12 protein-coding genes are annotated in these 14190 nt (G+C 61.1%); 6 read left to right on the forward strand and 6 right to left on the reverse strand.

Annotated elements, in window-relative coordinates; translation table 11 throughout:
* Window positions 1-143: 143 nt before the first annotated feature.
* Complete coding sequence (tkt, locus tag Y704_RS0101040; protein ID WP_253904177.1) at window positions 144-2171, reverse strand: transketolase; 2028 nt, start codon at window positions 2169-2171, stop codon at window positions 144-146.
* Window positions 2172-2261: 90 nt separating this feature from the next.
* Between tkt and Y704_RS0101045 the strand changes: the two genes are divergently transcribed.
* The 4 genes from Y704_RS0101045 (at window position 2262) to Y704_RS0101060 (ending at window position 5899) form a co-directional block, all read left to right on the forward strand.
* Window positions 2262-3422, forward strand: coding sequence for an ROK family protein (locus tag Y704_RS0101045; RefSeq protein ID WP_026548757.1), 1161 nt, complete (start codon window positions 2262-2264; stop codon window positions 3420-3422).
* 144 nt (window positions 3423-3566) lie between these two features.
* Complete coding sequence (locus Y704_RS0101050) at window positions 3567-4022, forward strand: PTS sugar transporter subunit IIA (protein ID WP_026548758.1); 456 nt, start codon at window positions 3567-3569, stop codon at window positions 4020-4022.
* Between the two features lie 38 nt (window positions 4023-4060).
* Window positions 4061-4333 (forward strand): PTS sugar transporter subunit IIB, encoded by a 273-nt coding sequence (locus Y704_RS0101055; protein ID WP_026548759.1) that lies wholly within the window; start codon window positions 4061-4063, stop codon window positions 4331-4333.
* Window positions 4334-4372: 39 nt separating this feature from the next.
* Window positions 4373-5899 (forward strand): PTS ascorbate transporter subunit IIC, encoded by a 1527-nt coding sequence (locus Y704_RS0101060; protein ID WP_026548760.1) that lies wholly within the window; start codon window positions 4373-4375, stop codon window positions 5897-5899.
* A 214-nt stretch (window positions 5900-6113) separates the two neighbouring features.
* Here Y704_RS0101060 and Y704_RS17995 read toward each other — a convergent pair whose 3' ends face one another.
* From Y704_RS17995 to Y704_RS22505, 3 genes are all read right to left on the reverse strand, one after another.
* Window positions 6114-7109 carry a hypothetical protein gene (locus Y704_RS17995; protein WP_051476570.1) on the reverse strand — a complete coding sequence of 332 codons (996 nt, stop codon included), beginning with the start codon at window positions 7107-7109 and terminating at the stop codon, window positions 6114-6116.
* A gap of 563 nt (window positions 7110-7672) precedes the next feature.
* The gene (locus Y704_RS0101075) at window positions 7673-8920 is read right to left on the reverse strand and encodes an IS256 family transposase (protein ID WP_035771014.1); all 1248 of its coding nucleotides are present in this window, start codon (window positions 8918-8920) and stop codon (window positions 7673-7675) included.
* Window positions 8921-8993: 73 nt separating this feature from the next.
* A complete protein-coding gene (locus Y704_RS22505; RefSeq protein WP_026548763.1) occupies window positions 8994-10220 on the reverse strand; it encodes an AAA family ATPase in 1227 nt (408 codons plus the stop codon).
* 430 nt (window positions 10221-10650) lie between these two features.
* On the opposite strand from Y704_RS22505, the gene Y704_RS23720 reads away from it, so the two are divergent.
* Both Y704_RS23720 and Y704_RS0101095 read left to right on the forward strand, forming a co-directional pair.
* A complete protein-coding gene (locus Y704_RS23720) occupies window positions 10651-11163 on the forward strand; it encodes a hypothetical protein (RefSeq protein WP_155850149.1) in 513 nt (170 codons plus the stop codon).
* A gap of 94 nt (window positions 11164-11257) precedes the next feature.
* Complete coding sequence (locus tag Y704_RS0101095) at window positions 11258-11923, forward strand: hypothetical protein (protein ID WP_035771016.1); 666 nt, start codon at window positions 11258-11260, stop codon at window positions 11921-11923.
* A 493-nt stretch (window positions 11924-12416) separates the two neighbouring features.
* Here the strand turns inward: Y704_RS0101095 and Y704_RS18005 are convergent, their stop codons facing one another.
* Both Y704_RS18005 and Y704_RS18010 read right to left on the reverse strand, forming a co-directional pair.
* Complete coding sequence (locus Y704_RS18005) at window positions 12417-13067, reverse strand: M23 family metallopeptidase (protein ID WP_035771019.1); 651 nt, start codon at window positions 13065-13067, stop codon at window positions 12417-12419.
* Window positions 13068-14023: 956 nt separating this feature from the next.
* A complete protein-coding gene (locus tag Y704_RS18010; protein ID WP_275451042.1) occupies window positions 14024-14152 on the reverse strand; it encodes an ATP-binding protein in 129 nt (42 codons plus the stop codon).
* Between the last annotated feature and the right edge of the window lie 38 nt (window positions 14153-14190).

Genomic DNA, 14190 nt, shown 5'->3' on the forward strand with positions numbered 1-14190 from the left:
GGGCCGCATAGCGCCAAAATTGATCACTGTGATGTCCTGAGCCCACCCGGACGTGTTGCGTATGGGCGGGCTTCACTGCGACACGGTTGGCATCGGGTCGTCGGATCGGGGTTGTGTTGCAATTGGTGGGTTGTTGGATAGCATCATGCGCCCAGCACCTCCCGGGCAGCTTCGAGGATGCCGTCCAAATGGATGCCCCGAAGCCTCATAATTTCTGCCCCTGAGCCGGACTCCCCGAACTCGTCGATCGACACAACGCGGCCTGCGGAGCCGGCCCAGCGGTACCAGGCATCACCGCGGCTGGCCTCAATCGCCACGCGCGCAGTCAGCGACGTGGGAAGGATATTTTCGCGGTAGTTCTGGTCCTGGTTACTGAACCATTCGACGCAGGGCATCGAGACGACGCGCGCGGCGATGCCCTCAGCTTCGAGGGTGCATGCGGCTTGAATGGCCAGGGAAACCTCGCTGCCCGTGGCGATCAGCGCTAGATCATTTCCTGCTCCGCTTTGCCATCTGACGTATCCACCGGCCCTCGTGCCGTCCGCGGTAGTGCTGTTGGAGGGCAGTACCGGCAGGTCCTGCCGACTCAGCACGAGTGCCACGGGCCGGTCCTTCGTTGTGAGGATGCGCTGCCAGACGGCCACGACTTCCACCGAGTCCGCTGGCCGGACTACGTCCAGACCGGGGACGGTCCGCAGCGACGCAATCTGTTCCACCGGTTGGTGTGTGGGTCCGTCTTCGCCGACTGCTACGGAGTCGTGGGTGAAGACGTAGATGACGCCGAGCCCCATGAGTGCTGCGAGGCGGATGCTGGGGCGCATGTAGTCGCTGAAGACCAGGTAGGTGGAGCCGAAGGGTCGCCATGGTCCGTGCAGGGCGATGCCGCTGAGGATCGCGGCCATGGCGTGTTCCCTGATGCCGAAGCGGATGAACTCGCCGGCCGGGTTTCGTGCGGAAAATGGTTCACCGGGCACGGTGACGTTGGTGGAGCCGCTGAGGTCGGCTGAGCCACCCCAGAGCCGCACGTTTTCGTGGAGGGCTGCGATGACTGCTCCGTTGGTCTTGCGGGTCGCGATCGTATCGCCCGGCTCACCAGTTGGAACACCTGACAGCAAGGAAGGGTCGGTTGCGATGGAGCGAAACGACGTCCAATGCTGGGCGGCTTCTGCGTGGTCGGCGGCCCAGGCTGCGTAGTTTAGCTCCCACTCGGCGTGCAGCGCGGCTCCGCGGGTGACCGCGGCGCGGGTATGGTGCAGGAGTTTGTCGTCGACGAGGTCTTCGAGCCGGGCGTCGGGGGTGTATCCGAGTGTTTCCTTTATCAGTGCGAGCTCGTCTTTGCCGAATCCGCCGGAGCGAGCTGCTGGGGTGCCACCGAATTTGGTGGAGGGGGATCCGATGACGGTTTTCACGGCGACGAGGGTGGGTTTCCCTGTCCGGTCGGTGGCTTCTCGGAGGACTGCTTCAATACCGTCGAGGTCGGTAGCGTCATCTATTTCGAGCACGCGCCAGCCGTAGGATGCGTAGCGGGCACGGACATCCTCGGAAAAGGTACTGCTCGTGTCGGCGTCGATTGTGATGCCGTTGTCGTCCCAGATCACCACGAGATTGTCGAGGCCCAGGGTGCCGGCGAGGCTTGAGGCCTCCGCCGAGACGCCTTCCTGCAGGCAACCATCGCCAGCCAGGGCCCAGATGGTGTGCTCAAGGATCGGGGAGTCCGGGGTGAATACCGCTTGCTCGTGCAGTGCTGCAATGGCCATGCCGACAGTGGAGGCAACACCCTGGCCCAGGGGGCCGGTGCTCATCTCGACGCCGACCGTGTGGTGGATTTCTGGATGTCCCGGTGTCTTGGATCCCAGTGAACGGCTCGCAGCCAGGTCGGCCAACGTCAGTCCGTAGCCGGTGAAGAAGAGTTGGGTGTAGAGCAGGAGGCTTGCGTGTCCCGCTGACAGGACGAAGCGGTCCCGCGTCGGCCAGTCCGGGTGGGTAGGGGAGTGGCGGAGGATCCGGGAAAACAGGACATGGGATAATGGCGCCAATGCCATGGCGGTGCCTGCATGCCCGTGGCCTTTTGCTTCAACGAGGTGCGCCGGAATGGCCTGCGCTGCGGCGACCGCCCTTGCGTCAAGGGAAGCAGCAGAAAACGGGACAGTGCAAATCTCGTCTGTAGTCACGCCAGATACTTTGGTATACAACTGTACTTAAGTCAATGGATGCTGAGTGCCGTAAGGGCAGTCAGGGCAGCGGCTATAGAGAGGGTAGGAATGGCACAGGGGCTTTCAACGGGGTCTGGCATAGCGCTGAATCTTATTCGGTCGGGGCAGGCAACCACTCGCAATGATTTGATCGACGTCCTCGGGTGGTCCCGCATTACACTCGCCCGGCGGCTCGATGAACTGCTCGCTGAGTCCATCATTGTCAGCGTCGGTCAGCTCGATTCCCGCGGCGGTCGCCCGCCTGAAACTTTCGCGGTCAATCCCGTGGCCGGTTTGTTGCTGGCGGTTGATATTGGCGGATCTCACACCCGACTGGCCATCACCGATCTGGTGTCAACTATGCTCAGCGTTGATGAAGCGGATATCGGCCTGAGCGAAGGCCCCGCGGAAATTTTTGAGTGGGCCGGGCAGGTCTTTGACCACATGCTGCAACGCTTGGGGAAGACCCGGCAGGACGTGGTCGGTATCGGCGTCGGAGTACCCGGGCCGGTGGATGTCGCAACCGGCCGTCTCGCCAGCCCCCAGATCGACCCCCAGTGGGACGGAATCCTGGTCCGCGAGTACTTTTCCGGACGCTACGACCATGCAGTCTTCGCCGTTGACCGGGATGTGAACACGCTGGCACTTGCCGAGGCCAGGCGTGGCTGGAGCCACTACAAGAACCTCGTCGTGGTCAAAGCTGGAATCGGGCTCGGCCTAGCCTACGTACTGGATGGGAGCGTCTACCGGGGCGCTCGGGGTGGCGCGGGGGACTTGAGCAAACCCCACATTGACGGCGGACGGCTTCAGCGACTGGAGAGCGTCGCGAGCGGTGCGGTCATCCGCCAGGAGCTCACCGCACGCGGCTACAAGGTGCGCACCAGTGCGGACATTGTGCGATTCGCCCGCGAGGGCGATGCGGCAACGCTGGCCCTGCTTGAAGAGACTGGCTCCACCATTGGCCAGACCATGGCCGATGTCGTCGGTCTCCTGAATCCAGAAGCAGTGATTGTCGGCGGAAACCTTGCCGAAGCAGGGGATCCATTCCTCCGTCCCATTCGGGAGGCCATCTTTCGGGGCGCCAGAGACTTTGCAAGCCGCGATCTCATTGTGGAGCGAAGCAGGCTCGCCCACGCAGCCGGCGTCACCGGGGCCTCACTAATAGCCCAGGACGCACTGTTCAATGCGGACCGAATCAGCAAGATCACTCGTGTCGGCGTCTCTTCTTGACCTCATGCTCGCGTCCTGATGCCGGGGTAGGTCGAGGATCCGATACTTTGGATCACTTGTAGACAAAAGGTTCTCGAGAGCTGTAGCGTGTGTCACGCCACACACCGATGTCGTGCGCACCCTTTTGACTGAAGGATCACCACTGTGGCATTGAACCTTGCCGAAGAACTGTCATCCATCACCACCAAGGCAACCGCTTCCGACTGGAGGGCCGCGATCCGCTTGGCGGGCGACGGCCTCGTCGCCGGGGGAGTCACCACCGATGACTACACCGACGAGATGATTGCAGCGGTCGAGGAACATGGGCCGTACATTGTCATCGCTCCCGGCATTGCGCTGGCACACGCGCGGCCTGCCGAGTCGGTATTGAAGGGTGGTCTGAGCTGGGTCAGTCTCAAGACTCCGGTCGAATTCGGCCACTCGTCGAATGATCCGGTGACCCTGGTTATCGGACTGGCAGCCCTGAATCACACGGCGCACATCGAAGTCCTCAAGGCCGTCGCCGGGGTTCTGTCCAATAAGGAAGCCCGCGCACAGCTCGAAGCAGCAACCACCGACAGTGAAGTCCGGGCCATCCTCAGCAGCCTGGCCACCGAGTAGTTTTTTCGTTTACCAACCCTGGATTGAAAGGCACCCCCATGAAGATTTTCGCCGTGTGCGGAATGGGCATTGGAACCTCAGTGCTCCTGAAAATGAATGCTGAAAAGGTCCTCACAAGTCTCGGTATTGACGCCGACGTCGAGGCAGCCGACATTGGTGTGGCCCGCGGAGCGGCGCAGGCAGCGGACATCGTCCTGACCTCCGATGAGCTTGCCCCGGAGATCGGCGACGTTCCAGCCCGTGTGATCATCATCGACAACTTCTTCGATTTGGACGAGATCACCGAGAAACTCACCGAAGCCGTCCAGTAACCCTCCCCGCCCCAACACACCAGAAAAGGAGCACCCACGATGGAGTGGCTCGTCGTCATCCTGAATTTCATCGGCCAACAGATCCTCAACGTGCCGGCCTATCTCATCGGCATCATCACCGCCGTGGGGCTCATCGCCCTGCGCCGCAATGCCGGCCAAGTCGTCGGCGGTGCATTGAAGGCTGCGCTGGGCTTCTTGATCCTCGGCGCGGGAGCTACTGTCGTCACAGGCTCCCTTGATCCCCTGGGCGCCCTGATCCTCGCGGTGACCGGCGCACAGGGCGTCATCCCCACCAATGAGGTCATCACCGCAATCGCGCAGGAGGAATTCGGTGCGCAGAGCGCTTATGTGCTGACCCTCGGCTTCGTTGTCATGCTCGCCCTGGCTCGGTTCACGCCACTGAAATACGTGTTCCTCACCGGACACCACATGGTTTTCATGGCCACCATGCTCACCGTGGTGTTATCGGTTGGACTCGGCGATGACCTGAGCTGGCTCGTGGTGGTTATCGGAGCGGTCCTACTCGGCGTCATCATGGTGGTCATGCCCGCCTTCGTGCATCCCTGGACTAAGAAAATCACCGGCAACGACACCATCGCCATCGGCCACTTCGGTACCCTCGGCTACATCGCGGCCGGTGCCGCCGGCCAGGCGGCCGGCCGCCGGAGCAAATCCACCGAGGAAATCAAGTTTCCGCAGGGCTTGAAGTTCCTGAGGGATTCCATGGTCGCAACCTCCCTGTCCATGGTCCTGATCTACCTGGTCTTCGCGATCTGGGGTCTGATCGCACTTCCGCTCGATGAAGCCCTGGCCATTTTCGACGTTGCCGACGCCGGCGCGTTCATCATGGCCGGCTTCAGCCTGGCACTGCAGTTTGGCGTGGGCGTGGCCATCATCCTCTACGGTGTCCGCACCGTCCTAGGCGAACTCGTACCAGCATTCCAAGGCATCGCCGAAAAGGTTGTTCCCGGCGCGAAACCCGCGTTGGACATCCCGATCGTCTTCCCCTTCGGCGCCAACGCCGTACTCATCGGCTTCCTCAGCTCCTTCGCCGGCGGATTGATCGCACTAGGAGTCCTGGCCGTGTGGCTCAACCCCGTCTTCGGCCTCGCCCTGATCCTTCCCGGCATGGTGCCCCACTTCTTCACAGGGGGTGGAGCGGGTGTCTATGGCAACGCCACCGGCGGGCGCCGCGGCGCGATGATCGGCGGATTCGTGAATGGCGTGATCATCACCATCCTGCCGGCAATCCTGCTGCTGGTACTTGGCCAGTTCGGCTTCGCCAACAGCACCTTCGGCGACGCGGACTTCGGCTGGTTCGGAACGCTTATCGGCCTCAGCCTGCGCGCTGGCACCACGGCAGGCATCGTTCTCACCATCCTGATCGCAGTCATCCTGGTGGCAGCCGCAATCATCTACCAGCGCAAGGTAGTCGACACCGGCTGGGTCCCCGGATCCAACCGCGACCAGTGGATCGCAGGCATCAAAGCAGAAGAAAAAGCCCAACTCGACGCCGAAAAGGCACGCAAGGCACAGGAAAAAGCAGCACAAAAGCCGGAACAGTAAGGCCCGGCTGATTGGGAGGTGCGACACCAAACCCTGGTGTCGCACCTCCTTCTCTTTATGCGCCGTCACACCGGCATGCCAAGCGTGACACTCATCCCGGAAACCCCAGATCCCTATAGAACTCCGCTCCTGTTCCGGGCTCAATTGTTCGCTGAGGACGGGAAAAGGCATCCCAATTGACGATCCGTCACTGGGCGGGGCCGATCGGACGAATTCAGATGTCGAGGATGTTGTTGTGAGCGTTGGTGATTAGTGGGAGATCTCGAGTGTCGAGGTCTTCCATGAGGTGAATTGCTGCGAAGTCTGTTGGCCTGATGCGGCCGGCGGAGTCGAAGACTCGGTAGGTGCGCCGTAGTCGTCCTTCTGGGTAGTGAGGGTGGGCGAAGCTGACTTCGACTCGGGTGTTAGGCCAGTCGTCGACGACGTCGAGGCGAGTGCTGCTGAGGCCGTCCGATAGCGGGGTCTTGGCTCCTGAGGGTGCTGTCCAGTAGGCATCGAGATGGGCGAACTCGGCGCGGATCGCGTCGACCGCAGCCTTCTTCTGGTCAAAGGGAAGGTTGACCAGGGTCCACGAGACACGAGGACCATCTGGCGTAATTGGATTTACCCTGGCTTCCTCGTGTCTGGACCTCCCCGGAATCTGATCCTCCTCGACAGGGATGCGTTCGTGCTCGGTGAAGCAAAGCCTTGAGGGTAGATCGCCTGAAGGCAGGTCGATTTGTGAGAAGCGGTAGGTGTACGAGGCGCCGCCGTGGCCGTCGCGGAGTGCGTTTGGGGCCGATGTGTAGACCACCAGATGGGCTCCTCGGTCCTTTTCGAACGCGGCAGCGGGCATCCGGTCGATGATCATGTGGTGTGTGCCTCCGTCTGCGGACAGGATCAGCAGGGTGCGGTCGACGAGCCAGTCTGCTTCGACATCAACGTTGGCGTCCCATTGACGGACCGAGAGCCATAGACCGTGCCGGGTCGTTCCGAGGTGAGTGACGTGAACGAGGTCGAAGAAAGGGGTCAGATCCCCCTCGGGGGAGATGTGGAGAGCGGTCGCCCCGTTTTGAGGTAGCTGATCTGCATTCTCTCGCATGGGGGAGTACAGGACCCAAGCACCGTCGAAGGCGGACACGACCGTCACGTGTGGATTGACCAGCCCGATGGGAAGATCTGGCCAAGAGACCAATTGATCGGACTTGCCGCTCTGCTGGGTGACGGCCATCGGTTCCGAGAGACTAACGCGAATAAGAAATCGCGCTGAAACAACATCTCGCCAACCCTCGGGTGCACCAATCATGCGGTAAGTGTCGCAGCGAAGCTGCGCCGCCCGATAGTCGATCCTCTTGCGGGGCGTCGTCGCGGTCAGGAACAGTTAGCGTTCATTTTTCCCGGGGCCACCCTCACTCAGGCCCTAGGACCGCGGCACTCGCATCCAGAAGCCGTTGGAGATGCTTTTGAGTGCGCTCATTGCCTTGTGCCCCCATCGAGAGTGCCTCCTGAAGCCAGCCCGGCCCTTTCCTCGCCGCGACCTCGGGGGCCAGTCGCTCCAGCTCTCCTTCCCGAACCAGAACGATCCCAAGAGATTCGAGGCGCGCCAACAGTTCGAGGAGTGCGACACGCGCCTCACCCCGGAACGCCTCGACGCCATAAGTCTTGACCTCTGCCCACGGAGACTCACGACTGCGAGCCTGCGCAAATAGCTCTTCGCGAGTTGCCGCAGCGAACGGCGGTTACGTCCCGCTGAGTGGTGGAGTTTTCTCGACACCGTGCGGGTCAGTTCCTTGATTATGCTGCAGTAAGTTCGGGAAGCAAAACCGTCTCCTCTATCGGTGTGGCGGCGGGTGTGTTCATGGCGGTGAGCTCGGCCATGGACGTCTCGGAGAGGTAGCGGCGGTCCCCGGCTTCCCACTCGTCGTGCTGCTCGACGAGGACCGCTCCGGCGAGGCGGAGAAGGGCTGCGGGGTTGGGAAAGACACCGACGACGTCGGTGCGGCGTTTGATCTCCTTGTTCACCCGCTCCATCGGGTTCGTGGACCAGATCTGCCGCCAGTGCCTGGCCGGGAATCCGGCAAACGCGAGCACGTCCTCCCGAGCGTCGCTGAGCATCGCGGCGACCTTCGGATGGGATTTGGTGAGCATCCGGGTGACCTCGTCGAACTGGGTGTTCACGTGCGCGGCGTCGGGTTGGGCGAAGGCCGTGCGGATGATCGAGGCGACCATTTCCTGGGAGCCCTTCGGCACGGTTGCCAGGACGTTACGCATGAAATGCACCCGGCAGCGCTGCCACGCCGCACCTTGGAACACGGTGCCGATGGCCTTTTTCAGCCCGCTGTGCGCATCAGAGATTACGAGCGTGACCCCGCCCAGGCCCCGGGTCTTCAGGGAGCGCAGGAACGCCGTCCAAAAGCCCTCGTTCTCGCTGTCTCCGACGTCGAAGCCGAGGACTTCCCGGCGCCCGTCGGCGGCGACGCCGAAAGCGACCACGATGGCCTGGGACACCACCCGGTGACCGACGCGGGCCTTGCAGTAGGTCTCGTCCAGGAACACGTACGGGTATTCCAGGGCCGAGAGGTCCCGGTCGCGGAACGCACCGACTTCATGGTCGAGGTCTTCGCAGATCCGGGATACCTCGGACTTCGAAATCCCGGTGTCCGCGCCGAGGGCCTTGACCAGGTCATCGACCTTACGGGTGGAAACTCCGTGCAGGTAGGCCTCCATCACGACCGCGTAGAGGGCCTGATCAACCCGGCGGCGGCGCTCCAGCAGGGCCGGGAAGAATGACCCGGCCCGCAGCTTGGGAATCTTCAGGTTCAGATCCCCCGCGGTGGTCGTCAACGTCCTGGGCCGGGACCCGTTGCGTTGGGTCGTGCGCGCCTCGGAGCGTTCGAACGGGGCAGCACCGATGAACGCTGTCGCCTCCGCCTCGATGAGCTGCTGATACAGGGTTTCGGTAGCGGTCCGAATCCGATCGGGCACGTCGGTGAGTTTCAATTGTCCAAGCAGATCAAGCAGGGCAGACTGGTCTAGAGCCATCGTGTGTTGTGTCTTTCTGTGAGTGACTTTGATCGGTACTCACTGACCATCGCACGATGGCTCATCACGTCGCCTACGCAACGCTCAACACCGAGAAACTACACCACCCCACGGGACGCAACCCGAACGGCTCGTCACGTCGGTCATCAAATAGCGCTGCAATGGCGTCGAGAACGTGGCCGACGTTAACGGACTCTCGCGGGGCTCGCTGGGCACCGGTCGCCCGATTCCACGCGCCTTTGTAAGCCTCGTCCCACTCGCCGCCCATTGCGGCGACTAAGCGGCCCAGCGCCGCCTCATTATTCAGCATGTCCAGGTCAGGCGCAGCGACGACCGGAACAGCGACCGCACGCAGAGTGCTAGCAACTTTCCACATCGCATCCTTGCCGCCCGTCGGGACAAAAAGCACTTCGTTTCGAGGCAAACCGTCCGCGCTCTGTTGCAGATGATCGAGGCCGGCGTTGAGGTAGGCGCAATCACCCTCCGCTTCTGCAAGCATGACGACGCGATGGAACAATCCATCGAGCACGTTGGTGTATTTCAACACGGGATCGTGCCAAAGCTCCTGCAGGCGGTCCGAGTCCAGCTGATGGGCGCGTGTGTGGCCCTCACCTCTACTCGCCCGCACGACTGACACCTGCACACCGGAATCAAGCAAGCCAGTTAGAAGACTGCGATCGTGAGTGGCAATGAGAATTTGCACACCTCGCTCAACAGCAAGCGCGCCGAGTTCAGCGCCAAGAGCATGCGCTTGAGGCGGATGCAGGAAAGCTTCCGGCTCATCGAGGATGATGACGGGGTACGTGGCCGCGATGACTGGTAATACCTGCCCGAAAAACCTACGCATGCCGTCGCCTTGTTCATCGAGCGGGCTCAGCGCAGCCATCGCTGCGCGATATGCAGCCGGGATGTCATCGATGGGGGGCGCGGGAGAATCAACTTCTCCTACGCGCAATCGCACAGTTCGCCCAAGCGTGTCGAGGGTGAGTGGCTTTCCAAACACCGATTGGGAAGTCGCGTTGATGCGATCGCGCAGCTCCCGAGAGTCTTGGAGGGTGTGGATGGGGTGGACTGCGGGGTCATCGCCCGCTTCACGCATCTCCGCGGAGCCCCCGACCGAGAACCTCCCGGCAGCGTTGCCGTAGAACGTGAAGAAGGAGGCGAGATCCGCTACGCCGTTTTGGGTTTGGCTCCACAAATAGGCCAGGTTAGTAGGGTCGTGGAGGCCACCGTTACGCGCGAACCCCATACTCGGTTCGCTGATGACGAAGGGAGTACTCAAGCCAATCCATGCGATCATGTCAGCGTCGTTGCCCTGTACGTCTAAAAGAGACAGAATCCACGGACATCATCGGGGGGCGAGGCTGTGACGGGTGGTGTTGTATCCACTGATGAAGCTCGCGCAAGATCGTCGACTTGCCGGCGTTGTTCGATCCAACTATGACTGTGACCCCCGGAGGCCTGCGGTCGAATGACATCGCCGCTCCTGAGTGCGATCTGCTCGATTCCGAAATGGAACTGGCTCGCAATCCCTGTCGCCCATCCGGGATATTTAGTTGCATAGAGAGCCGCAATGCTGTCCTTATCCACGCCCTGCATTGCAGAATCATCGCAGATTGACGGGCTCAGAGCTCGCCAACCTCAGCAGGGCTGACGACAGTTCGTCACTCGGCTCGACGTCGCACCCGCCTATTGGGGCGAACGAGCATGCGGGCGACTAATACGCCGATGTGCTGATCTCGCCCGTGCTCGTGATCATTTGGAAAGACGAAGACGAAGACGAAGACGAAGACGAAGACGATGCGGACGCCGCCGCTGGTAACCCGTATTTGCGTATCGAGGACCTCCATCGTGCCCGCGCCATAGGTGAAGCCATCACGGCCAATCCTCGGAACTTAATTGATCGCAACGGCGACTGTCGGCACTATGAGCCGCGCGCAGAGTTCGGCGCCCGGACGCTTACCTGCCTACAGCACGAGTGTCAGCAGTTGCCTGAGATTGTGGGATCCGAGCTCGACATCGTGATTCTCAATCAGCCAGGCAGACGGTTCAGCGCGCCCGCAAGCCGGTCCACCACCGGGGCGTCTTCTGCCCGCATGGACAAGAGGAGAAAGTTCATATGGAACTTGAATCCGCTGACTCCCGCGAGACCTGCCCGAGAAAACGCCCGGTGCAGGTGCGACGACTGCAACATGGTTGTTGTCTTGCAACCGACAGGATTCGAGACAACTATTTGGTGGTGAGGCTCATAGCTACGCCGCTACGACGAGTTGGGATCTGATGGTGATCGTCAACCCTTAGTTGACGATCACAATTCTGTGTCATAGCATCGAAAATATGACAGCACTGAAGCCCGCGCGAGCCAGCACACTCACCAAGCTCGCTTTGGCGTTGGAAGATCGTGAAGGAATGCTCGGTACAACGAGCGACGAGATCACCATGATTCGGCGCGCCGATGAGTTGACGAAGCTGTCGCATGCCCGACTGCACGAGCTGGTGGCCGCGGCCCGTGGGCGCGGAGTCTCGTGGCAGGCGATCGGCGACGCCCTCGGTGTGAGCCGCCAGGCCGCTTTCAAACGATTCAGCATCACCGTCGAGAACACTGCCGGAGAGAACGAACGGACCCAACCTACGATTGACCTGATCGAACGCACCACCAATGTCTTCCAGAGCCTCGAGGCCGGTGACTTCGCAGCTGTCAAGGAGCTCATGACCTACACCTGCTCGCGAGCCCTAACAAAGCGCAAAGTGATGAGCCTCTGGAGCGAGATCACAACGACAACTGGGCACCTTGAGGCATGCACAGAGACGACCGTGCAAACTCCCGACGGCCGCACCACCCTCGGGAAACTGGCGAACAGGCACCTCCTCGCCGGTGCCGTTGTTCAAACAACGCTCAAGCACGAAGCCGGGTGGTGGATCGGCCGCGTTGCCTACAACGGCGCAGGCAAGATCACCGGCATCCTCATCGCCCCGCCCTACTCGCAGAACCTGCCCTTCTAATTGGCCACGGACCGTAAGCCAGTAGGCCGGACTGCCTCTTCACAACGGACCGTGAACAGCCGAGCAGCAAAGGAGAAATCATGGAAACATCTACCATTATCTGGGTCGTCGTCATCGCGGTTATCGCGTTGGTCGGGGTGGGCGCTTTTAGCAAGATGGGGAAAGACCGCGAAGACGAGTAGCGAGCAGGGGCCCAAAGGCGTTTTTCGACGTTTCTTCAAGCGGGGGCCTTTTGGAATGGCACGTTGAGACCGCGATTCCTATTGCGGACGACTCTGCGCACTCGGGGTAATAGGACGTACGCCGATCGCAACTGATCTGATGTACGAACTGTCGCATAACCTCAGTGCCTCGAATCCCAAGGGTTGCGAGACCGCCGAAACACGTGACAGATGATCCATCTGGCCCGAAATGTCGCGGCGGTCAACACGGGCGGCTCCGTGCGACGACCGCGAGGCCTGTTGATTGAGGCCGCCGCCATTCTCGCTGGGTTTCAGGCTCGAACGATTTCAGATTCGTTGGGGAGCCAGACAGTTCCATCGGCGCGACGGAAAGCCAGCGGCACACCCTGTGAGCTCGCCCAGTTCATCGAATCGGAAACCTGCACATGCACGTGCGGCTCCGTGCTGTTTCCCGAATTACCGCACTGGCCAATGGCGTCGAGCGTGCTGATCTCGTCTCCGACACTCACTTGAATGGAATCTCTTTTGAGATGAGCAACAAGCACAAATGGGCCACGATCACCTGCCGCAACCACCACGTGATTGCCAGCGAGGCCCGCAGCGCCGTTCCGTGCTCGTTTTGCTTGGCCCAACATGTAAGGCAAGAGAAGCAACTGCGAACGGCGCCCAGCATGGTCGGGTTCGTGATCATGGATAGCCACCACCCTCCCAGGCACCGGGGAGAGGATCGGCACCCCAAAACCAAGAAATTGCTCTGGCGGTTCAGGTGCCACCGCGGCTCGCCACGTGAATGGTGCCGAGCGGCCAGTCTCATCGACCTTGACGAAATCGATCGCGTGCGACGACCCGAATGCGGTCGTGCCGTGGCTGGGAACGCGACGCGCCGGACTGTTCTCAACCCGCCAGAGGCCACGAAAGGGAAGCTCAAGCACCACAGTGTCAGGCCGAAGTCCGGAATACATAGAACCAGTATGGTCGAGCGAGCTTAGCGGGACCACGTTGCTGCGTGGTCCTCAGTGACATTGACGTGGGCTGTTCAGAGCAGCGCGCCAAACAGACAAGCAGAAACTAGAGCGGCTCGGTGTCTCGAATCCTCAGTGCCTCTAATCCTATGGGAAATAAGTCACTGGAGTGTTTGCTCATGGACGCCGGCGCCCAATGACACCGTTGCGCGTTTCCGGTCACCGACGTAGCGTCTGCCAGATGGACGGTGACGGAAAACCAATGTCGGAGTCGAACGGCCGAGCGAGGGGCGGGGCAAAGCATTCCTGCCGATCGGGATCGTGTTCCTTATTGTTGCGATTGCAATGATGTTCTCGGGGACGACGTCCTGGATTGCGTTTTTCACTGTGGGCATTACGTTCCTCATCCTCGGGACGCAGAAGCCCTCAAACAAGGATGAGCCTCCATCCAGCAAGACTTTGCAGGGCTGATCCCGAACGGCGCACGCCGATAGCCGGTCCGCGTACGCGCGTCGATCGGCCATAAAGCGCTGCGAAATCCACGCCACTTACCACTGCAACTCACAGCGTATCGGTAGCGTCGGACGCTGATGTAGCGAATACGTTCGATTCAGCTACAACTTTCGGTTTGATTTCGGATCGGCATATGGGGCGGTGTAGATCGCGGCGCTAGTTGGCCGTTTTTTCGCACCGCTAGATGACGTGTCGAGCTGTTCAGTCACGTCGGAAGTTGTTAGATGTAGAACTGCGGTCGGTGCTCAAGGCAGTTAGGGGGATTCGCTGTCTGGGAACGGTGGCTCTGGAGCTAGGTTCGGGGCTATGTCAATGGTCAATAGGAACTGCCCGTGGGCGGCCAGCAGAAATGCCCGCTGGTGGCCACGAAAACTGCCCGGTCATGGCCAACAGATCTGCCCACCTGGGGTCGGGGGCGTTGGCCATGGGTTGCTGGGCTGGTGTTAGTTCATCGTGGTGACTCCTTTTCCTGCGAGGGCTTGGGTGAGCCGGATGGACTCGCCCGTGGTTTGGCAGACGTGGGCGTGGTGCAGGTGCCTGTCGACGGTCGCTGTCGCGAGGGTTTTGGGCATGAGCTGGTCGAATCCGGCGGGGTGCAGGTTCGAGGACA

The organism is Arthrobacter sp. Br18, from assembly GCF_000520555.1.
Classification (GTDB): Bacteria; Actinomycetota; Actinomycetes; order Actinomycetales; family Micrococcaceae; genus Arthrobacter_D.